The organism is Sutcliffiella horikoshii (assembly GCF_019931755.1).
GTDB classification, from domain to species: Bacteria; Bacillota; Bacilli; order Bacillales; family Bacillaceae_I; genus Sutcliffiella_A; species Sutcliffiella_A horikoshii_E.
This window is the reverse complement of sequence record NZ_CP082918.1, coordinates 3,935,547-3,956,988: the sequence shown is the minus strand read 5'-3', so window position 1 is coordinate 3,956,988 and position 21,442 is coordinate 3,935,547. Positions and strand designations below refer to the sequence as shown.

Here is a 21,442-nt window from a genome sequence, read left to right as displayed (position 1 = left end):
AGCTTTTCAATTATGGATGGAAAGGTGGAAATCTTAATGGATGAAAATACTTCGGTCATTTGTATGGGAGAGCTGTTGATAGATTTTTTCTGTACAGACGTGGACATTGATTTAGTAAGAGGAAAAAACTTTGAAAAGCAAGCAGGGGGAGCTCCTGCCAATGTATGTGCAACCATTGTGAAATTGGGAGGATATGCGCTGTTCAGTGGAAAGGTGGGGAATGATCCATTTGGACACTTTCTGAAAAATACATTGGACGAGGTAAAGGTAGATACGTCGATGCTTGTATTGGATAAAATCAACCCGACAACATTGGCCTTTGTGTCATTAAAGAAAAATGGCGAAAGAGACTTTGTCTTTAATCGGGGGGCAGATGCTTTTTTATTGGAGGAGGAAATTGATCAAGACAAAATGGAGCAAGCTGCCATCCTGCATTTCGGTTCGGCAACCGCTCTATTGGAAGAACCTTTCAGAACCACCTACTATAACTCCTTGCGATCGGCAAAAGAAAGGGGACAGTTTATATCCTTTGATCCTAACTATCGGTTGGATCTTTGGAAAGGAAGAGAAAGTATTTTTGTCGATTTAGTGAAACAAGGAATCTCATTGGCTGATTTTGTGAAAGTCAGTGAAGAAGAATTAAAAATCATTACAGGTACCGAGGAGCTTGAAAGCGGTGTGCAAATTCTTCATGCACTGGGAGCAAAAATAGTAGCCATAACATTGGGGAAAAGAGGCACATTGATCTCAAACGGAAAGCAACAAGAAACTATACCTAGTATTCCCGTAGAATCCATTGATTCGACTGGAGCAGGTGATGCATTTGTGGGAGCCGCACTTTTTCAATTTTCCAAAGGGAATAACGCTGAAAAGATACTGGAAGATTTTCAACTTCTTGAAGAGATTATCTTATTCAGCAATAAAGTAGGCGCCTTGGTTTGTACAAAAGTAGGGGCTATTACAGCCATTCCAACACTGGAAGAAGTTATATAGTTACAGTATTCGAGATGGTGTAACAGGAATGATGGATGTAAGCACTCGAGTTGCAGGGCCAGGCACGCTTACCCCAAGCTGGGGCGCAGTGCCTGGCCCTGTCTCTAAAACCTACAGCCTAAAACCTACACCCTAAAACCCAAACCACCTATCCAACACCAATGCCAGCCACTTACCATCAGCATGCACCCGCACATTTTCAATCAACCCTCTCCGAACCGCAAGCGGCAGCGAAGGATCCAAAATGTCCTCTCGTAGCATCTCCAACGACTCCCTAACCACTGGATCTTCCATTTCCCCAGCCTGCTTATCAACCAAAGCAAGCACTTCTTCCTCTGAGTCCCCAATTTTATCTGCATTCTTCAAATAAAACTCAAGCTCTTCCGTAATAAATGGAATGTTAGAATGCTTTGCCAAGCTATCCGTTTTTTCCACAAGTGAATGACATAGCAAATCCATGTCCAAGTCCACTTCGTAAAAAAGAAACAACTCCGAATAAATCCGCAGAAATCCTTTTATGCAGTACACAAGGTCATACTTGGTTGCCTGAACCCTTTGCCCATATACACTCTCCACCATTTCTAAAATGTTTTTAGAAGTCTGAACATCATAGGTCCGGGTTTTTATGAGTAATTCTTGATTGAGTGAATGGGGCATTTCTTTTATAAGGACTTTTGCAAAATCGGCGTGCTTTGCAAAGAAGTGAAATGTCAATTGGTAGAATTTAAAAAGTAGATTGGGATCATTTTTACCCGAATTGACTAACTGGTCAGTTTCCGTTGTGACCTCCATGAAAAAGTGATCGAGCATCTCCATGATTAGCTCGTCTTTTGATTTAAAAGACAGGTAGAAAGACCCCTTTGAAATGCCGCATTGCTCGGTTATTTGCTGGATAGAAGTTGCTTCAAAGCCTTGATTGGCGAAGAGCTCTGTGGCTTTTTCCATGATTAGTTGTTTTTTAGACATGTATTTTCTCCTATCTAATACGTTGACATATGACCGGATAGTCATTAGTATATGAAATAGAGTTTATAAAGTCAATAAAAGGGTAGGTGCAACCGTGAGAGGGTTAGTCAATTTTGTAATTAGAAATAAGCTGGCAGTATGGTTACTGACTATTATTATTACCGTAGCAGGAATCTATTCTGGTACAAAGATGAAAACGGAAACGATTCCAGATATCTCGATCCCATTCTTAATGGTGATGGATGTTTATCCTGGAGCAACGCCAGAAACTGTGATGGAGGATGTCTCGATCCCGCTTGAACAGGTGGCGGAAGGATTAGACAATGTAAAAGCTGTTTATTCCAACTCGTATTCCAACATGGCAAACTTACAGATTGAATATGAATATGGAACAGATATGGATGAAGCGAAGCGAGCATTAGCTTCAGCATTGGATGATGTGGAACTCCCTGAGGGTGCCCAGGAGCCAATGGTTACCTCGATCAGCATGAATATGATGCCTGTTGTTGCGTTAAGTGCGAGCAGTGAAACAGAGGATATCGTGGAACTTTCGGCAACTGTAGAAGAGTCCTTGCTTCCGAAAATCCAAAAGCTTGAAGGCGTTGCGTCTGCGACCATTGCCGGACAGCATATAGAAGAAGTCGAGCTTCGCTATGACACTGAAAAAATGACGGAACTTGGGTTAACCGAAGACGACGTCAAACAGATGATCCAAGCGAGTAACATGGATGTTTCTTTAGGACTTTATGAGTTTGAAGAGGGAGAGGAAGCGGTTTCCGTCGACGGGAAATTCATGACCGCAGCGGAACTAGAGGAAATGCTGATTCCTGTCACTCCGTCCGAAACGGTTCAAGTTCCTTTTGTAAAATTAAGTGATATAGCTGAAATAGAAGTAATCGGGAAAGTGGAATCTGTCTCCAGAACGAACGGAGCAGACGCCATTGCGATCCAAGTATTAAAGCACCCACAAGCAAACACGGTGGATGTTGTGAACGAAGTTAAAGAATTAATGGAAGAAGAAGCAAAACGTATCGACGGTTTAGTGGTCGATGTCACACTCGATCAAGGGGAACCTATCGAAAAATCCGTCACAACCATGGTGGAAAAAGCATTGTTTGGTGGCGCGATTGCGATTTTGATTATCCTTTTATTCTTAAGGGATATCAAATCCACCCTGATTTCCATCGTGTCCATCCCAGTGTCGATTTTCATGGCATTTTTACTTTTAAACTGGATGGATATTACGTTAAATATCATGACGCTTGGCGCGGTAACCGTCGCAATCGGTCGTGTTATTGATGACTCCATCGTTGTTGTGGAAAATATATATCGCAGATTGCATCTGAAGGAAGAAAAACTGACAGGACGCGCGCTTGTCCGGGAAGCAACGCTTGAAATGTTCAAGCCTATTCTTTCCTCGACGCTCGTAACGGTTGCCGTATTCGCACCGCTGATCTTTGTTGGAGGAATGGTAGGCGAGTTGTTCATGCCGTTCGCCTTGACGATGACCTTCGCTCTTGGAGCGTCACTGATTGTGGCGGTAACCATCGTACCTGCGATGTCGCATTTCCTTTTCAAGAAAAAGCTTTATAGCGAAAAGAAAGAAAGCGGCCATAAGGAAGTTGGCAAACTCGCAAACTGGTACAAAGGTGCCTTGAACTGGTCCTTAAACCATAAAATCATTACTTCTATCCTGGCGGTTGTATTATTGGTAGGAAGTCTTGGACTGACACCACTTATCGGATTCAGCTTTTTAGGAAGCGAAGAAGAAAAAGTGATGTACTTAACGTACACACCAGAAGCAGGGGAACTACAAGAAGAGACCCTGGAAAATGTAGAAGAAGTCGAGAAAGCGATGATGGAACGGGACGATATCAATATCGTTCAGCTGTCTGTCACAGACGGAGCCAATGAACAAATGGCCATGATGGGCGGCGGCTCTGACGGTGTGTTGATGTACCTTATTTTTGATAAAGACATGGAAAACTTCCCTGAAGCAAGAACGGAAGTGGAAGACTATGTGTTCAATATCGCTCAATCCGGTGAATGGAAGAGCCAAAACTTCGCAACTGGAGGAGCGATGGCATCCAATGAAATCAGCTATACTTTTTCCAGTGAAAACCTTGAAAGCTTGAATGAAGCGGTGAAAAAGGTAGAAGACGCGATGAGCGGAACAGATTCACTAGAAAATGTTTCGTCCACTGCCGAGGAAGCGTATGTTGAGCATACGTTGAAAGTAAGCCAGGATGAGCTGCTTCAATACGGACTGACAGCAGGTCAAATAGTTATGATGCTAAGTCCGCAATTTGAAGAAGTACTGACGAATGTAGAAAAAGACGGCAAAACCCTTGATGTGATTGTCAAACAAGAACAACAAGAGCAGCCAAAATCGATTGATGAATTATTAGAAACAGAAGTTCCGACTGCTATGGGAACCGCTATGCCACTTTCAGAGCTAGTGGAAGTGGAAGAAGGCACGACACTTAACACGTTGGCTCGCTCAAAAGGCGAATACTACGCTTCTGTGAGCGGTACGGTCATTGGCGATGACGTTTCCAAAGCAACTGCAGAAGTGGATGAAGCCATCAGTGAGGTGGAACTGCCAAACGGCGTAACTATGGAAGTTGCCGGCGTGACAGCAGACATGCAAGAAACGTTCACACAGCTCGGTCTTGCGATGCTTGCAGCGATTGCGATTGTTTACTTCATCCTAGTTGTGACATTTGGTGAAGGAGTTGCACCATTTGCAATCCTATTCTCCTTACCATTTGCCGTAATCGGTGCCTTTGTCGGCCTACTGCTAGCAGGAGAGACAATCTCTGTACCAGTTATGATGGGACTACTCATGCTCATTGGTATCGTCGTAACGAACGCGATCGTACTTGTCGACCGGATCATCCACATGGAACGCGACGGTTTGACAATGCGTGAAGCCATCCTAGAAGCAGGCGCAACCCGTTTACGCCCAATCTTGATGACAGCTATCGCAACTATCGGAGCACTAATTCCACTGGCAATTGACGGTGGGGGAGGCCTGATTTCCAAAGGACTCGGTGTTACTGTTATTGGTGGACTGACAAGTTCTACACTGTTGACGCTGATCATTGTGCCGATAGTGTATGAGGTGTTGTCGAAAATGTTTAAGAAGAATCGTAGAGAAGTGCAGGAGAATTAAATAGTGAAGAGGCGTCCTTGGGTGGGCGCCTCTTTTTTGTGGGTTGGGGGGGTGAGAGGACAGGCACGCCGACCCACTTTTCACCCCATTCTACTTCCTCCTTCTCCTATGTTAAAATCAAGGCAACACGATTAAAAAGGAGAACCTTATGATTATTCAATGCACGAAAAAGCTTTTTGATGAGTTGAAAATTGTTCCTGCGCTTCAAGAGGGTGAAGAAACCAACCTACTTTTAGCATGGCACGCGAATTTTCTTAAAATCGGTAGACACAAATTTATTGTCTTAGTGAATGATAAAAACCGATACGCCATTGTGCTTTATGGATTGAAGGCGAAGGATAAAAAGAATTTTGACACGTTAGTAAAGGAAGCGATTCGTGAGGTATTTCAGGCGGAATCAATCAAGGATGAGGTCATCGAAAACTATCTGCAGGCTACATCCGCAATGGTGTATGACAAAACCAGGGACCGGAAGCTAGTGGCAAGATTAAATAAGGCTTGTGAAGCGGTTCACTTTGCTGAAGACTTATGGGATCCGAGTTCCATCGTTCAAGTGGAGATGAGCAAGTGTATTAGTTCGATGTTGGTTGGAGATGGAAAAAAGGACTATTTTAATCCCAATGAACAGATGTATAAGGATTTAGAGGAGTTTTCAAGTCAACCTGTTTTCAATACGGAAGCACTTGTTCTGAAGGTGACGCTGGACCTTTCTCAGCATTCGGTTTGGAGGAGAATTACTGTTCCTGCCGGTATTACATTTTCTAAGCTACATGACGTACTACAGACTGCTTTCTCTTGGCAGAACAGCCATATTCATGACTTTGAAATTTTTGAAAAGAGAAAAGGTAGCTCTGGATGGCAGGAAAAACCCAGCTTAAACTTGGTCTGTCATGAGGAAGCCTTTTCCTATCAAGGAGAGGTTCCCATGAAAATGGAGGACGGGTATAAACTGAAGGATTTTACAGGGAGCAAAATTGTGTACAATTATGATTTCGGCGATGATTGGAAGCACATAATTGAAGTAGAAGACGTCATAAACGATTACACCGTCAACTTCCCGATCTGTACGGACGGTGAAGGAAACCCACCTCCTGAAGATGTAGGAGGAGAGATGGGGTATGAGGTATTTCTCTCTATCATTAAAGACTCCAAGCATCCCGATTACCGCCAGACAAAAGAGTGGGGAGAGATGCAAGGGTACGTGGAGTTTGATAAAGATGAGGTAAATTGGCAGTTGAGGAAGTTTTAATGGGGTTGCTTGACAGAACGATAGCGCAAGGTTAGTTGCTTTAACCTTGCGCTTGATTACCATTAGCTACGCTTTTTACGTTTGGCTTTCCGCTTTATTTCTTCCATCTTAACCTCTTTAACCGCTTCCGTTTCCTTATAAAAACTAATCGTGACGTTGACCCCGAACTCTTTGTCCCCTTCTTTTAGCCACAATCTAAATTTTTCTGTTGTTAATACTGGACCTTCCTGTCTGCCTATGTGTAGGTAGTCCACAATATCTGCTTTTGGATAGGCTTCTTTTGTCCGTTTCATCGCGAGCTGCCCCCACTTTGCGTAACTTGGAACTTGTTGGGTGGATGGTTGTGTGGCAGCTGCTGATGAAGCAGATTGATAGCCCGACAATAAGAAGCAAGCAATACATAAAAGTACAGTAATCTTTTTCATCGATAATCCCTCCATTTAGGATTTATGGTGTCCAAACTAGAGAGATTTTAGTTTATGTAAGGAGAATGGAATGGAAGGTCACGGTGCCTGTCCTTGTTCTGCCGTTATTTTTGTATAGTAAAATTTAATCAAACGTTTGGATAAATATATTTTTCGTGGCTTGAGATTAGGATTGAGGAGAGTATGCCAAATATCGACTATTTTGGCATGGTATATTGAGATAATGTTGTGTTTATAGAGTAGTTGTGGTGAATGGTTGGTTGGGATCTCGTAGCTAGATAAGCCGAGCTGAATTATACAATAAACGAGTCGAATTATTCAATAAATGACATAAACTAATCAATAAAACCGCCCAATTATTCAATAAAACCATTCAAATTAACGATAATCCATATATTCTCAGAAGAACTCTTCGAGTACCATAAATTGCTCCATCCTAACTGGGTCACGGTGCCTGTCCCCGCAACACGCTCTTCCCCCAAACAACTGGGTCAGCGTGCCTGTTCCCACGACACCGCAGGCTCCATCACCGTAATGGTATTGTTCGTGGCGTTCATATTCACCCTAGCCCCAACCGGAATGGCGGCTTTAAATCTCCCGTGGCCGGTGGCAAAGTTGGTGATTAATGGTTTCCTAGTAGGAACGAGAACCGTATTAATTAGGTCTGCATAGGAAGTGTTATACGCCACAGGGCAATTCGTACATTCCCCCATAATAATGCCGAGGCAATCGTTAAATTTACCCGCCATCGACAGTTGGGTAAAGTAACGAAGCATCATGTTGGCTGGTGTATGGGTGTCCTCAAGGAACAGAATTTTACCTTTTGTATTGATTTCATACGGCGTTCCAATCGCATTAACGATGGAAGTGATATTTCCCCCAACAATTGGCCCGGTCACATTTCCAGGGTTTATCCCCATTCGCACAACTTCCGGTGGATTGATAATGGCACGCGGAGAGGTAAACGTAGAGGTCGCTGCAAAAAATTGATTGAAACTATAAGAAGGAGTTTCCGCTCGAAAATCAATAAGCATCAGACTGTGAAAGGTAATGAGATCACTAAACTGATAAAGGCTATTCAAAAGGACGGTGATATCACTGTATCCTGAAATCAACTTTGGGTTTTCCCTGATGACATCAAAATCAAGGTAAGGAAGAATCCCTTGTACCCCGGTCCCTCCGCGTGTTGCAAGGATCATTCTCACGTTAGGGTTTTTGAACATATCCATGAGATCCTCGGCCCGTTTGTCAGCAGGAGCGGAGACAATGCCATCAATGGAATACACGTATTTTCCAAACACAACGTTAAACCCCATGTTCCTCAGATATTGCACCCGCGTATTTATTGTCGTCGCAGCAAGAGGACTCCCCAAAGTAACCAAACCAATTGTATCTCCTCTTTGAAGCGCAAGTGGTTTAATAGCCATGTACTTCGCTCCTCAAAAATCAATTTACTTCTATATATATGAGGAGAATTTTTTTTGAGAAGAGGGAGGTTAAACCTAGTAAGTCGTTTTTAGCACAATTATAGATTAACTAAAAGTTAACTTATGTTTATTTTTGTTGAATTTACATCAATTAGTTGAGAGCTTATAATTGTAGTCGTTTGATAATTAATGTAAATCGTACTTACAGATATGAGTTAAACAATCAAGCACGGAGCAACTTGATTACCTTGTGCTGAAAATTGCTGACTTCAACAGAAATTCCTGTATTATTGGGGCGAATTGACCAGAAATCAAAATTTATTAGGTTAGGATTTCCCAATGGAATGGCAGCTAAATTCCCATTCTTTACATCTGAATTATTTTTGAATGAAAAATCATAAATAATACAAATAGCGTGTCCATATAAAACAGATGTCCTTAAAACCTCGACGTTATTAGAAGTAAGGAAAGGTTGCACATTTTTTAAGAATTTTTCGTTCAGAAGTTGTGCTCGTTTAGAGTTATAGAGGACCACTTTTTCATCCTTGATGTCTTCTGTATAGATTATATCCTTGTGATAGAGACTTGAATGCTTGCTAACATATACACATGCATGCCCTGTATAAATTAAGTCAAAAACCATTGAATCCTGCATATTTGCATTTTTTAGCTCTTCTATATCAAAGGGGGAGAATGCTATGTCTATTTCTTTGTACTTTAATGCTTTCAAGATTTCATCTTGGTCCATCTCTATAATTTCTATTTGAACATGGCTATTTTCTTCTTTGAAAAGCAGATAGGCATCATAAATCACGTAGGTCAAAGATGGTCCGCAACCTATTTTGAATGTCTTCGTTATAGTGCCTGTTGCAAGATCCTTTTGTAGTTCATCCAAAATCGATAATATTTCAAGTCCGCTATTAATAATCTTTTTTCCCTCTGTCGTGGGAACGGTCCCCTGGCGCGAGCGGTGGAAAATGGTTATTCCGAGTTCCTTTTCAAGCTGGGAGATGGATTTACTTATAGCTGGTGTGGACACGTGCAAATTACTAGCTGCCCTTGTTAAAGATTTCTCTTTTGCTACCTCTAAGATATATTTTATTTGATCAAGATTCATAAGCCCCGAAACCCACCTTTAGCCTTATATTATTTAAAGAAACGAGACGAGTAATTATGCAAAATAAATTAGTTACGATGCCAAAAGAGAAGCTGGAAAATCTAGTAGAAACCTTGAGGGAAAAGTTATATCAATCATACAAAGAAAATGGTCTTGATAGTGATACAACCATCAACATAAGTCAGGAACTGGACGTTATATTGAATGTGATACAAATTTTGAAATTAAAATAAGCTGGAATAGAGTTAGACCAATCAATTAGTATAGTTTCACCTCTTTCGTGCATATTAGTTAACGACCTAACATTTACCTTTTAAAGGAAAACATACTAATTTATGCAAGGTGATTGATTGACATGAATAATTCCATTCATACAAATCTTGAAGAGAATATCAAAGATCTTCAAAAAAGTTTTCACCATACATCATCACTTTCCATTAGAAAATTGCAAATGGGAACCGAAAATACTCTATATGTTGCGCTCATGTATATGGAGGAAATTGCTGATACAGATAAAATTGAGACCAATATTATTGAACCTCTTTTAGCGTTTGATGGTGAATTAGAGTGGGACGATTCCTTGGTGGAAAATGTGTCTCAAAAAATCGTTAAAACTGCCGGCCTCAAAATAGCAAGCACATTGAATGAACTGACAGACGCTCTTCTGAACGGAAATACGATCATGCTAATAGAAGGATATTCTAAGGGGATCATTGCCAAGAATGCTCAGATGAAAGAGAGAAGTTTGGAGCAGGTGGTAAGCGAGCGTTCTCCGCGGGGTGGTATGGTAGGCTTAACAGAAAAGCTTGATACAAATATAGGTTTATTGCGCGGCATGATAAAAACTTCTAATCTTTGCATAGACTCCATGAATATCGGAAGGCTTTCCCAAACTGCCATATCTATACTATACATCCAAGGTGTAGTAGATCAAGATGTGTTAGCTGAAATTAGGCGTCGTATAGATAACCTGAAAGTAAACTATGTATTAGAGGCAAAACTAATTGAAGAAGCGATGGAGAATCCAACCAAGGATTTTTTATTTACTATGTCTGAAAACACCGAACGTCCTGATGTTATTACTTCCTCTTTATATGATGGAAAAGTAGTAGTGATGGTTGATGGGAATCCATATGGAATCATTTTACCAGGTTTATTTGTATCTGCCCTCCAGGCTCCAGATGAATATAATCAGAAACTGGGGCGTTTTAGTATTCGATTTATAAGGCTGATTAGCTTCATTATGACAATTTATATCCCAAGCGTTTATGTTGTTGCATCAAAATTCTACTCTGATCAAATACCCAAAAATGTTGCTGAAACATTATTTAAAGGGGATGAGCTACTTTCCCCGTTTTGGAGTATGATTGTTTTATTTTTTTTACTTACAGTTCTAGCTGATGCGATTTTTCGAATTCCTCAGAGTGCGATAATTTTTGTTTCTTTGTTGGCTACTATAGCAATTGGAGAAACTGCAGTGTCAGCAAAAATAATACACCCGTTCAGCCTTATATTAGTGGCCGTAACTTATTTAACAAGTCTTTTATTCGCCTCCAAGCAGATGGCAGCCCCTACCAATGCACTGCGTTTTGCATTTTTATGGATTGGAAATTTCTATGGAATCTCTGGCGTAATTATTGGAACAACCATTTTGATTATATACATGGTTTCCCGTCGCTCTGTTGGCGTACCATACTTAACCCCAATCATCCCCTTCCGTATAGAAGAGTTTAATGATACGTTTTTTAGAGGCAGATTAGAAAAATTAAATAATAGTAAGCATAGCTATCCTAATGTGGATAAGTAATATCACTACTTTTCCTCATCAAAATTCCTCCAATTAAAGCACATAATGCCTGTTTTTTGTTAAATTAGTTTTAATGGAACTTAGCTGATTTAAGAAAGGACAGGTGTACAGCCATGCAGCCACCAATCTATATCCGTTCCATCTGGGACAAATTTTCGACCTTTCCGATGGAAACTTTGACAAAAATGTGGGTGTATCATGCTCAAGTAAACAAGCCGAAACAACGTTCTGTTTCACAAATGAAGGAGGATAGAGAGGCGCTGGGTGTCACTGGGAATTGTTATGATCTTGCCATTTGGCTTTTGGATGCATTTAGAAAAGAAGGAATAACAGCTTATCCAATCGGCCATGACCTTGGAACAGATGATGCCCATATTGGTGTAATGGCTTTGGATGAAGAGGGGAATCGATACTTATGTGACTTAGGTGACCAATGGCTTTCTCCAATTCTTATTAATGAAGGAGAGAATTACACCGCAGAAAAGCTTAGTGGTTTTTTTCCTGCCGCAGATATTCAGATCTTTCCAAAAAAAGATCAGGTCGAGATTCTATATCATCGTCCTAACGGAAAAGTCTCTCGCCAACATTATGACACCAAACCGGTGGAAATGGATTATTTTCTAAAGGCAGCCGAAATATGCCAGAACTCGATTCATCCAAAGCCCCTACTTGAGTGTCGACTTCCTTACAACAAGGAAATAGCTCATTGGGAATTTTACAATTGGAATAGCTTTTTGAGTACAACAGAAGGAATCATAGAGGATCCAGCTTTGGTAAGGGTAGAGGATTGGATGGAACGGATATATCAAAAAGCAGGCTATAATCGGAAGTTTATATTTGATGTGTTAGGGAGATATGAACGTTTAAAAAAAGAAGGATATTAAATTGCGATGCCGAATAGTAAGGGAGAAGAAATGACGATTTGAGGGGGAAAGGTTTGGACAAACCGCCTCTTATATGCCGTTCTTCATGTAGCGTAATGCCAAAATTGATGGAGGACCGTTATATGACAACCAAAATGATCTCAAAAGTAGACGGAAACGTACTTGTTTTAGAGCGTGAATTCAATGCCACTAAAGACGTTTTATTTAAAGCTTTTTCAGAAGCAGAGCTTCTAAGGAAATGGTGGGGACCACGTGGCTGGGAGCTGACAGTTTGCGATCTGGACTTTAGAGAAGGTGGCGTTTGGCATTATTGCATGAAATGTGTGGATGAGAGCCAAGGCGACTTTTTTGGATTTGAATCTTGGGGAAAAGCACTTTACAAAAAAATTGTTCCGAATGAAAAAATTGAATACATCGATTATTTTTCAGATGCAGAAGGCAATGAGTCTTCGGAAATGCCTGCAACATTATCCACATTGTCGTTTGAGGAGCATGAAGGCAAGACAAAGCTAGTAAATCGCGCGGAGTATGAATCTCCAGAGGCTTTGAAGACGGTGTTGGAAATGGGAATGGAGCATGGCATTAAAGAAACTTGGGATCGTTTGGAAGAACATGTCTTGTCTCGTTAAGAGGATATATCTTGGGAGAAACACTGAGAATGAAGGGTTACCTAGGTATCCCTTCTAGTATTTTAGGGAAGGTAATTATATACTTGCTTGATGGGTTAGCCTAATACATAAATGCGGCTACCTAACGAACGCCTTCCTTGACAAACAATTGCCCTCCAGATAAAATGAATGATATTCAGTCATTAACGATTGGAGGGCATTGTATTGGATAAAAAAGAAAAGATTGTCCAGGCTTCGATTGAAGTATTTAAGGAAAAAGGCATTGAAAGAACCAAGATTTCAGATATTGTGAAAAGAGCAGAAATTGCGCAAGGGACGTTTTACTTGTATTTTCCTTCCAAACTTTCTGTGATGCCTGCAATAGCAGAGCAAATAGTATTAAAGTTCATGGAGCAAATCAAAAAAGATGTTTCAACAGATGCATCTTTAAAGAAACAACTTGATCAATTGGTGGATGCTATTTTTCAAGTAACCGCGGAGTTTCGTGATGTTTCCGCTCTTGTTTATGCAGGGATTTCTACCACAGAGCATATTAGCAAGTGGGAAACCATATATTACCCTCTATACGATTTGGTTGCTTCTATTTTAAAAGAGAATCAAAAGCGTCATTTAATTAGGGATTCTGTAGATCCTGCCAGAACCTCACAATTATTGCTTGGGTTAATTGAATCTGCTGCTGAGCAGGTATTTTTATTCAATGAGTATGAGGCAGTAAATGAGCAAAAGCATAAGGCAGAATTACTTGAATTCTTGGAGCATGCTTTACGCCCGTGAAGTGTGTTTTTATTTTGGAATAAGAATGAATGAATGTCATTCATAAAATTATAAAGAGGAGAATCTTTATGAACAGATATTGGATATATGTACTGATCACCTGCGCATTGGAAATGGTGTGGGTTTTTGGATTTAGTACAGCGCAATCGGCATGGCATTGGGCGCTTGTCATTTTAGTAATCATCATCGATTTTTATTTTTTGGCTAAAGCATGTGAAGGACTGCCTACTGGAACGGTGTATGCAGTATTTGCCGGAGTGGGCTCTATTGGAACTGTATTGATGGATTATTTCCTGTTTGAAGGAAGCATAGATTTGTTGAAACTATTTTTTATTGGCGTACTGGTGGCAGGGGTTATTGGTTTGAAGCTGTCTGATAATAAGACAGAGGAAGGGATGCAGTAAAATGGGTTGGTTATTTGTTACGTTCGCGGCAATAAGTGAAATAGTTGGTGTAATCGGATTGAAGTTATTTAGTACAAAGAAAAACCTAAAAACGGGAGCGTTGTTCCTCGGTGGTTTTGGAATGTCGTTTTTCTTGCTATATCAGGCATTTTCCTATCTTCAATTGAGTATTGCCTATGCTGTTTGGATAGGTATAGGTACAGCAGGAGCCGTAGTGATAAACATGGTTTTCTTTGGTGAATCAAGAAACGGCTCACGTGTTTTTAGTTTGATGTTAATTATAGTGGGTGTTATTGGTTTAAAGTTAGTTTCATAAAAGATCAACTAGGGAGGTTTCCTCTTTCGAACCATTAAGAAACCTCTCCCTTTAACCATGTGTTATGGGATGTCCCTTTAGCAATTTCGTCTACCATAAAGAAAATAGCAGAGGCACCGACAGTTAAAAACAGGTACTCAGGTACAATAAAATAAGAAGCAAAGCCTAACCCAATGTGTAGGAACCCAGAAATAAAAATACGAGCCTGTAAGCTTTTCTCTGAAAATAGGGAAAAATAGTAAAGCTGAGAAGAAGATAAATACGCTTTTTATATAGACAGGAGTGCTAGAAATGAAAACTAGAGTGATATATATAATTAAAGTCAGTATTAAAACATAGGAATTTCCTTTTATCATATCTATCCTTCTTTCTTTGGTTGAAAATATGTAAAGTCTATTCCCTTTAACTATAAAGGAATTTCCTTGTATTGGATATCCTTTCTAACAAAATAGTCATAAGGAAAATAGCTCTGTTTCACATTTCTAGCGCCTTGCAACAGTCAAACTAAAAAAGCGCAAAGATTTATATAACCTATTACGCTTAGTTATCAATATTGCCTTTTCAGTGAACACTGACTGTTGGATAAACAGCTCTAACAATCCATACAAAACGTTTTCTGGATAAACACTTCGGCTGCGGCTTGACGTTGGCCAACTTCGTCTTGAAAAACGATGGCTAGGAAAAAGAAGTCCTCTACTTCAAATGCTCGTGTGTTGCCTTCACTGAATAGAGAGGAGCCTTCTATTTCTGCAACAATTGGGACGAAGCTATCTTTTGTAAATATGAGAACTTGAAGTGGAAATGGAGGAAAAGGTTCTACTGCAACGGATCTAATTTGAATCAGAGTTTTATTGTGGTTTGGGGTTTCATCCGAGAAAATGATCTCAGCTTGATTTGGCCGGATGGGGAAGAGGAGGGGGATGTTCCCGGCTTGGTTAAACCCGCTGCCTTGGACAAAATGATTATCAATATGGCTATCCTTTTTCACTTTTTATCCCCGCTTTCTCTGCAACAAATGCAGAATGTTTTTTCAATATAAAATTGTAAAATGCTTGGACTTTCAAGCGTATTGGTAACTGTGAGTCGGACAAAATTTTCCACTTGAATCCCTCTTGGAATACCGGTGAATTCAGGTCCAAATGGATTTGTAGTAAGGCGGATATCGATAGGTTCCTCGGAATCCCTAGTATAAATTCTTACATCCAAAACCCTGAAAGTAATATTAGGTGGGGCTGGTTCTACCGAAAGCTGAAGGAAGGTTTTATTGTGGTTTTCCGTATAATCCTCAAACACAACTAACTCTTCTCTAAAAGCGGGAACAAAAATACTGTTAGGAATGTTTCCAGTTAAGCTTTCGCCGTTTCCTCGGACCTTATGGGTTTCCAATTCACAGCTAATTTCTTTGCATTTTAGTTTTTTATGGCCATTAGGACGGACTCTTTGCGGACTTATGGAACCAAGTGTTTCCCTGCAATACTTCAATCGACTATCCCTACAAGACATCGCCATTACCTCTTTCTGAACATGAAATACAAAATGTCTTTTCTAGATAAAAACTGATTTCTCGTTGAAAAAAGATTGGTAGATTATTAAGTTGCACCGAAATCCGACGTACATTTTCCAATTGAAATGCCCGCGTTTGTGAGAGTGGGACGTTGTATTCAAAAGGTGTCTCCAAAGAATCGGTCGTTACCCTCACAAGCATATTATTATCAAGGAATTCTGGTCCTAACGTAGGACTCCCGACCTGAAAGTAAGTTTTATTATGACTATCTGTGAAATCCTCAAATAAAACATACTCATCACCCGCATTAATAATAAAGCTAAGCGGAATATTACCTGTCTCGTTCTCACCAAACCCTTGAAACTTATGCGTCTCCACATAGTTCTTTATAGGGCACTTCCTACGCCCACTACTAATGCTGTTAACCGTTGCCGCATGTTCTCGTAAATCTGTTAAATCATTCTTCAAACTATATTTTCTAATCAAATTTATCTCCTCCTATCAAAAAATAATCTAGCATTATATTCTATGATAGAAGGTGGGGTGAGGCGACAGACACGGTGACCCATTTTATCAGAGGAAGGATTCCGCCAAAATTTCTCTTGAGCTCCCATTCATTCTCTGAAATAATCAATTTTAGTAGGAAATTACTAGGGAAGGGGTCCGAACTATGCGGAAACTGTCCATCGCGTACCTAATATTTTTTACTTTCAGCACTACCCTTACACTTTTCCTAGTTTACAAGGATGTAGATCACCCATTCGCAACGGCGATGGTAATAGGTTACGCAGTATTCTTAATCGTCTCATTATTTTATTTCCTCCTTGTGACCTTATGGAAAGTCAGAAGATTGCCACGCCAAGAGCTAAAAAGAAGGTCGGGCCGATTTGTCCTTTATTTTTTTATCTTCTTGGGCTTGAGCTTGCTTATAAACTTCAATGAACCAAATCTCTATAAATCTATCTCTATTGCAATTGGGATGTCCCTCGGGTTATCTTTCTTTGATCTGGCATTACTACCGAAAAAAACTGAAATAAGTAAATGATGAACCTTAAAAATTGGATAGAAACATTAGAGAGGGGAATTCTAATGAACTACTTGCAGAGAGGGTATGGATTGGATGAGAATGGATTTATTGTCCGGGACGTTGATTTTGAAAAAATAATACCTGTCTATCTGAAATGTGTCCAAGAAACAATAGTAACCCTTCACCTACAGCTTCCTAACCTGCTACATAGTGTTTATGTGTACGGAAGTGTAGCGAGGGGTGATGCGAAAAAGGGTAATTCAGATCTGGACATACTGGCTATATTCAACCAAGACTTGCATTATAACGAACAACAAAGAGTGAAGAAGCTAGCAGAGAGTTTATCCCAAAAATATCACTCGCTTGTCCGCGATGTAGGCATAGCTAAAACCACTCTGGATTATTGTATGGATCCGAATAACTATTACGAACAGGCGTTCTTACGTGAACTTTGTGTTTGTGTAGATGGCGAGGATCTTCGCGGACGGTTCGGACCTTATAAGCTGACACCGGAAATAGCGATATGCTTCAATGGGGATATAGCTGAAGTTTCAGAGCGATATTTGAAAAAACTACAAGTTGCATCTTGGGATGAGTTTCATACAATCATACAAAGTTTAATACGTAAATTGACTCGAACATATTATTCCATGGTTATGGCTCGTTCTCAAATCTGGTCTACAAAGCTAGATGAACAAGCTGCTATTTTTCTTACACACTTTCCAGAAAAGAAAAAAGTGGTAACAAATCTCCAAGAATGGATGGAAAAAGCACCTGCTGATCGCATCAAAGCAATAACGATATTGGAAAAGGAAAGTGAATGGATTGTGAATCATTTTACTAAAGAAGCACAAAAATGCGAGGAAATATAAAAAACAGTGTAGGAGGATTCAATCATGAAAACCGAACAACAATTTTTCCAAGAGGGAAAATCCATACAAACATACATGGATGAAATGAGTACATTAAAAGAAGAAAGCTTCACGGTCTACGAAAACTTCCGATTGCCTGCAGATGGATTGGCAGAAAAGCTACAACAGCAGTCTCTGCACTTCCTAACCATTACAGAAGACTGGTGCGGTGACGCAATGATGATCAATCCGGTGATTCGTAAGTTGGCTGAAGCTGCAGGTATTGATTTCCGTGTTGCTTTAAGGGATGCAGATACGAGCCTGATTGACCGCCATCTGACAAATGGGGGACGAGCAATTCCAATGATTTTAATCTTGGACGAAAAAGGTGAACTTCTAGGCAAATGGGGACCTCGTGCACCTGAAGTACAAGAGATTGTTGATGAACTCCGTGGGGCGCTGCCGCCTAAGGAAGATCCTGCGTTTGCAGAAAAGCAAAAAGAAGTCATTGCTACTCTAAGAGAGAGATATGTAAGCGAAGAAATTCTATGGACATATGTGTATGATAGCTTTAAAAATACATTAATGAACATCTTGGAAAAGAAATAGAAGATTTAGGGTAGCCCGAGGTTAAGCAAGGTAACCGTGGGCTACTTTTTTTTGCCTCAAAACCAAATTCTTTTGCATATCCTGAAATTTTCTCGTCTTTCATTACGTTATACTGGGTAGGTAAGGGGGATGAGCTTTTGGAACAGCAGGATGATTTTTATTTTGTGGAGCAAGTGCTTGCAGGGAATAAGCAGGCTTTTGCGTTTATTATAAATCGGTATAAGAACAGGCTTTATGCCATGGTGCTGCGGATGGTGAAGAATTCAGAAGAGGCGAAGGACCTTGTGCAGGAGTGCTTCATCAAGGTGTACGGACAACTTGATAAATATGAACGGAAAGGTAGCTTTGCCAGCTGGCTGTACAGAGTTTCTGTCAATCATTGCATGGACACCTTCCGGAAAAAGCAACTTCACACAGTGGAATACTCAGACGAAACGGGAGGCGGGTCCTTAACGCCGGAAGTAATCTATCTTCAAAAGGAAAAATATAAGCAACTGGAAAGTCTTCTAGCTACTCTGAAAAAAGAGGATCGCCTCATTGTACTTCTAAAATACACAAACGATCTGAGTTATGAGGAAATAGGAGCTATCTTGGACATTCCCATACATACCGTTGCCAACAAAATTCACAGGGCAAAAAATCAAATGAGGAAAAAGGTGCAACAGGAGAAGGGGGGCTATTTTCATGAAATGTTTTAAATTTGATCAGCTGGCTGCTTATGTCGATGGAATATTGACCGAGGAGGAAAACAGCCATGTGGAAAAACACTTGGAGTTCTGCCCATCCTGTCGCCAAGTGGTGACAGCACTGCAAAAAGAGGACGCTTTTTTACAAGAAGCCATTCAATCACCTGTGCTGCCCACTGGATTTGACGATGAAGTGTTAAGCAACCTTGAACCGTATCAGGCAAAAAAGAAAAGATGGAACTGGCCCTATCAGTTGTTGACTGCAGCAAGTATTGTCCTCGCATTTGGTTTAGGTGCTTCTTTTCTAAGTGAAATCCAGCAAAGTGATACAGGAAATTCGGAGACTTCTGTAGTACAAAAAGAAAAGGAAGCGCTGTATTCAGTGGAGGATGAAGGGGTTCTGCTGGAAGTGACGGATATAAGTGCGAGCCCTTTGAAGATTGAAATTTTTTATAGATTAAAACCTGAAGAATCGGTGTTAGAAGATTTTTTAAAGAAACATAATGTCAATCATTTGAGTCAGGTAGGGGATGACTATGAGAGCTTTCCGCCGAACGGGAAGATAGTGGACTTAAATGGACAGGAGTTGCCTCAAAGGGAAGTTTCTTTAGGTAGCAATGGTTGGCTACAAAACTCAGTCGTTATTAAACCTGCTAAAATGGATGAACTTCCTCTTCCAGATACGTTTCGAGCTCAAATAGAATTTAATGATTTATTTATGCAAGACGGGGATTGGAGCCTAGAGATTCCGATTAATGTTACGGATGCAAAGCTCCTTACTAAAAGTAACTCATATAATACTGAGTTTATGTTCGATGAATTTTATGCAGGTAAAATAGAGTGGGAACTTTCCACCAATGCACACAACCTGCAAATTCATGCGGAGTATAGGGAAGATAAAAAGGATCAGCTTAAAGAAATAATGAAAGCTCGAGATAATGAAGAGATAACACCAATAATTATGCCTGAGCTTAGTATTGTGAATAGTGTCGGTGAGGAGTTATTGATTGATGGTGTAAATCTAGAATCCCATATGGGAGAGTCTTTTACTTTTAATTATGAGTTTACAAATCGAGTAAAAGGTTTGGACGTTATGGAATATTTGCCTCGCAGTGAAGTGTTGACTTTAAGATTAAAAGGCTTCCGATTAGAAGAACCAGTAAATACTCAGTTTGATTTGACTGACGGTATGGAGAAAACAGATAAGAATGGATGGACCATTGAATCTGTTGCAGTCGAGGAGGATACAGCTAATTCCAAGTTGGTTTCGATAACAGGTAAAACAACCATCAGTAATATTGAAAGTTTTTTAGTGGAAGTTGATAGCGACAAAGAATGGGTTACGAAAGAGGTTATAAATACAACGGTCACCAATGAAGGTACCTTCATTATCCAGACAAACATGCCTAATAGCGTAACTAACTATCAGCTAGATATCACAAGTGTTACTAAATGGTTTGAGGATGAGTGGGAGATTATTCTGTGGTGACATGTTTGCTCTGAATTTAAGAGGATGCTAAGGGAAATAATGTCGATAAACTGTGTTGAAAATACGAAAATTAAAGATATTTCTCGGGAAATTGTAGAATTATAATAGTGGGAAAGATCAAGGTTTGACATAAATACCCTTAAATATCGAAAAAACCGCCTATGATAACATTTATTGTATCATAGGCGGTTTTTCTATCGAATTCTCCCATTGTATCGTGCGCCGATATAGTAGTTTTATTCAATATGTATGAGCGCCAAAGGATATTATAAAGTTCTACTACCGGTATATCGCCCACCGATACGTTGCTATAAAGTGTACCAAACGTTTCCTTTGAGTGTTTATTTCTTAAACAACGAAAACAACCAACCCCAATTGCCTCCATCTCGCTTTTGCATCTCTTCTTCTAATCGCTTATTAAAATCATTCTGAGATACCCATTCTTTTTTCTGTTCGTCGCGCATCTTTTGTATTTCTTCTTGTAATAGTTCTGTTCTCTCTCTTTCTTGTTCTAAAAGAGTTTCATAGTGTTCTCTTTGTTGCTCTGTTAATTTCTCAATCTTGTTATTCGTTTTTTGTGCCGTATTTCCGATGCTGGAACTAATGAAATGATGGTCCTGTTGAAGCTGGGAGACAGTTGTTTTGATATGTGTCATATCGTTTTTAAGTTGTATATTCATCTCCCGGGCAGCTGCAAGTTCATTCACTAAGTATTTAAAGGCTTCTTTAATCTGGTTTGGATCGGTTGGTAAAGTTTCGCTCGTATCGGGTAGCGCTATGTCTGTTTGCGATGTGTTTTCCAAGCGATCTTTTTGTTGCTCTACTATATCGCGTGCCGTGCTGTCGAGAGGCTTGTCCGTATCGCGCAGCGCTACAAGCGCTTTAACATCCGATTCCACAAAAATTCGTCTGTCCCCATCCTTTAAAAACTCGTATCCATTCCGCTCTAATATCTGTCCATACTTCCTTACTGTTGGAGTGGCAATCCCCACTTCTTCCGCAACTTCCTTGGTCGAATATGCCCGTTCATTAGGTTGTATATCGTTTCGCATATCGCACCTCCTTACTTTAATATGAAGGTTTTGTGGCCTTTTGGCAAGGGGTATATCG

23 protein-coding genes are annotated in these 21,442 nt (G+C 40.1%); 15 read left to right on the top strand and 8 right to left on the bottom strand.

From position 1 onward, the window contains the following. Window positions 1-36: 36 nt before the first annotated feature. Window positions 37-993 (top strand): carbohydrate kinase family protein, encoded by a 957-nt coding sequence (locus K7887_RS20200; RefSeq protein WP_223491409.1) that lies wholly within the window; start codon window positions 37-39, stop codon window positions 991-993. A 132-nt stretch (window positions 994-1,125) separates the two neighbouring features. On the opposite strand, the gene K7887_RS20195 is transcribed toward K7887_RS20200, so the two are convergent. Continuing rightward, entirely contained in the window at window positions 1,126-1,959 is an 834-nt protein-coding gene (locus K7887_RS20195; protein WP_223491407.1) for a TetR/AcrR family transcriptional regulator, read from the bottom strand. A gap of 94 nt (window positions 1,960-2,053) precedes the next feature. On the opposite strand from K7887_RS20195, the gene K7887_RS20190 reads away from it, so the two are divergent. Continuing rightward, entirely contained in the window at window positions 2,054-5,134 is a 3,081-nt protein-coding gene (locus tag K7887_RS20190; RefSeq protein ID WP_223491405.1) for an efflux RND transporter permease subunit, read from the top strand. A gap of 148 nt (window positions 5,135-5,282) precedes the next feature. Beyond that, window positions 5,283-6,383: a plasmid pRiA4b ORF-3 family protein gene (locus tag K7887_RS20185; RefSeq protein WP_223491403.1), complete on the top strand. Its 1,101-nt coding sequence runs from the start codon at window positions 5,283-5,285 to the stop codon at window positions 6,381-6,383. 62 nt (window positions 6,384-6,445) lie between these two features. On the opposite strand, the gene K7887_RS20180 is transcribed toward K7887_RS20185, so the two are convergent. The 3 genes from K7887_RS20180 to K7887_RS20170 all read right to left on the bottom strand — a co-directional run bounded on the left by K7887_RS20180 (window position 6,446) and on the right by K7887_RS20170 (window position 9,352). Then, window positions 6,446-6,808: a DUF3889 domain-containing protein gene (locus K7887_RS20180; protein ID WP_223491401.1), complete on the bottom strand. Its 363-nt coding sequence runs from the start codon at window positions 6,806-6,808 to the stop codon at window positions 6,446-6,448. Window positions 6,809-7,299: 491 nt separating this feature from the next. Then, complete coding sequence (locus tag K7887_RS20175) at window positions 7,300-8,235, bottom strand: S66 peptidase family protein (RefSeq protein WP_223491399.1); 936 nt, start codon at window positions 8,233-8,235, stop codon at window positions 7,300-7,302. A 223-nt stretch (window positions 8,236-8,458) separates the two neighbouring features. Then, the gene (locus K7887_RS20170) at window positions 8,459-9,352 is read right to left on the bottom strand and encodes a LysR family transcriptional regulator (RefSeq protein WP_223491397.1); all 894 of its coding nucleotides are present in this window, start codon (window positions 9,350-9,352) and stop codon (window positions 8,459-8,461) included. A 56-nt stretch (window positions 9,353-9,408) separates the two neighbouring features. On the opposite strand from K7887_RS20170, the gene K7887_RS20165 reads away from it, so the two are divergent. The 7 genes from K7887_RS20165 to K7887_RS20135 all read left to right on the top strand — a co-directional run bounded on the left by K7887_RS20165 (window position 9,409) and on the right by K7887_RS20135 (window position 14,166). Then, entirely contained in the window at window positions 9,409-9,585 is a 177-nt protein-coding gene (locus K7887_RS20165; RefSeq protein WP_223491396.1) for an aspartyl-phosphate phosphatase Spo0E family protein, read from the top strand. Window positions 9,586-9,707: 122 nt separating this feature from the next. Continuing rightward, entirely contained in the window at window positions 9,708-11,159 is a 1,452-nt protein-coding gene (locus K7887_RS20160; protein ID WP_223491395.1) for a spore germination protein, read from the top strand. 113 nt (window positions 11,160-11,272) lie between these two features. Then, on the top strand, window positions 11,273-12,043 hold the full coding sequence (locus tag K7887_RS20155) for a hypothetical protein (RefSeq protein WP_223491394.1): 771 nt from the start codon (window positions 11,273-11,275) through the stop codon (window positions 12,041-12,043). A gap of 122 nt (window positions 12,044-12,165) precedes the next feature. Then, the gene (locus K7887_RS20150; protein ID WP_223491393.1) at window positions 12,166-12,672 is read left to right on the top strand and encodes an SRPBCC domain-containing protein; all 507 of its coding nucleotides are present in this window, start codon (window positions 12,166-12,168) and stop codon (window positions 12,670-12,672) included. A 204-nt stretch (window positions 12,673-12,876) separates the two neighbouring features. Continuing rightward, window positions 12,877-13,446 carry a TetR/AcrR family transcriptional regulator gene (locus K7887_RS20145; RefSeq protein WP_223491392.1) on the top strand — a complete coding sequence of 190 codons (570 nt, stop codon included), beginning with the start codon at window positions 12,877-12,879 and terminating at the stop codon, window positions 13,444-13,446. 68 nt (window positions 13,447-13,514) lie between these two features. Then, window positions 13,515-13,850 (top strand): DMT family transporter, encoded by a 336-nt coding sequence (locus K7887_RS20140; RefSeq protein ID WP_223491391.1) that lies wholly within the window; start codon window positions 13,515-13,517, stop codon window positions 13,848-13,850. A gap of 1 nt (window position 13,851) precedes the next feature. After that, window positions 13,852-14,166 carry a DMT family transporter gene (locus tag K7887_RS20135; protein WP_223491390.1) on the top strand — a complete coding sequence of 105 codons (315 nt, stop codon included), beginning with the start codon at window positions 13,852-13,854 and terminating at the stop codon, window positions 14,164-14,166. A gap of 592 nt (window positions 14,167-14,758) precedes the next feature. Here the strand turns inward: K7887_RS20135 and K7887_RS20130 are convergent. From K7887_RS20130 to K7887_RS20120, 3 genes are read right to left on the bottom strand one after another with little or no spacing between them, the layout of a single operon-like run. Then, window positions 14,759-15,154, bottom strand: a complete 396-nt coding sequence (locus tag K7887_RS20130) for a hypothetical protein (RefSeq protein WP_223491389.1) — start codon at window positions 15,152-15,154, stop codon at window positions 14,759-14,761. Further along, on the bottom strand, window positions 15,151-15,669 hold the full coding sequence (locus K7887_RS20125) for an exosporium protein D (protein WP_223491388.1): 519 nt from the start codon (window positions 15,667-15,669) through the stop codon (window positions 15,151-15,153). Before K7887_RS20125 ends, K7887_RS20130 begins: the two co-directional genes overlap by 4 nt. Then, window positions 15,659-16,156 (bottom strand): hypothetical protein, encoded by a 498-nt coding sequence (locus tag K7887_RS20120; RefSeq protein ID WP_223491387.1) that lies wholly within the window; start codon window positions 16,154-16,156, stop codon window positions 15,659-15,661. The genes K7887_RS20125 and K7887_RS20120 overlap by 11 nt, the downstream gene beginning before the upstream one ends. A 184-nt stretch (window positions 16,157-16,340) precedes the next feature. Here K7887_RS20120 and K7887_RS20115 point away from each other — a divergent pair, with 184 nt between their 5' ends. The 5 genes from K7887_RS20115 to K7887_RS20095 all read left to right on the top strand — a co-directional run bounded on the left by K7887_RS20115 (window position 16,341) and on the right by K7887_RS20095 (window position 20,332). Continuing rightward, a complete protein-coding gene (locus K7887_RS20115) occupies window positions 16,341-16,715 on the top strand; it encodes a hypothetical protein (protein ID WP_223491386.1) in 375 nt (124 codons plus the stop codon). A 44-nt stretch (window positions 16,716-16,759) separates the two neighbouring features. After that, window positions 16,760-17,569: a nucleotidyltransferase domain-containing protein gene (locus tag K7887_RS20110; protein WP_223491385.1), complete on the top strand. Its 810-nt coding sequence runs from the start codon at window positions 16,760-16,762 to the stop codon at window positions 17,567-17,569. A 24-nt stretch (window positions 17,570-17,593) separates the two neighbouring features. After that, window positions 17,594-18,157 carry a thioredoxin family protein gene (locus K7887_RS20105; protein WP_223491384.1) on the top strand — a complete coding sequence of 188 codons (564 nt, stop codon included), beginning with the start codon at window positions 17,594-17,596 and terminating at the stop codon, window positions 18,155-18,157. 137 nt (window positions 18,158-18,294) lie between these two features. Further along, the gene (locus K7887_RS20100) at window positions 18,295-18,855 is read left to right on the top strand and encodes an RNA polymerase sigma factor (RefSeq protein ID WP_223491383.1); all 561 of its coding nucleotides are present in this window, start codon (window positions 18,295-18,297) and stop codon (window positions 18,853-18,855) included. Continuing rightward, window positions 18,842-20,332 carry an anti-sigma factor family protein gene (locus K7887_RS20095; protein WP_223491381.1) on the top strand — a complete coding sequence of 497 codons (1,491 nt, stop codon included), beginning with the start codon at window positions 18,842-18,844 and terminating at the stop codon, window positions 20,330-20,332. Before K7887_RS20100 ends, K7887_RS20095 begins: the two co-directional genes overlap by 14 nt. 341 nt (window positions 20,333-20,673) lie before the next feature. On the opposite strand, the gene K7887_RS20090 is transcribed toward K7887_RS20095, so the two are convergent. After that, entirely contained in the window at window positions 20,674-21,384 is a 711-nt protein-coding gene (locus K7887_RS20090) for a MerR family transcriptional regulator (protein WP_223491379.1), read from the bottom strand. Between the last annotated feature and the right edge of the window lie 58 nt (window positions 21,385-21,442).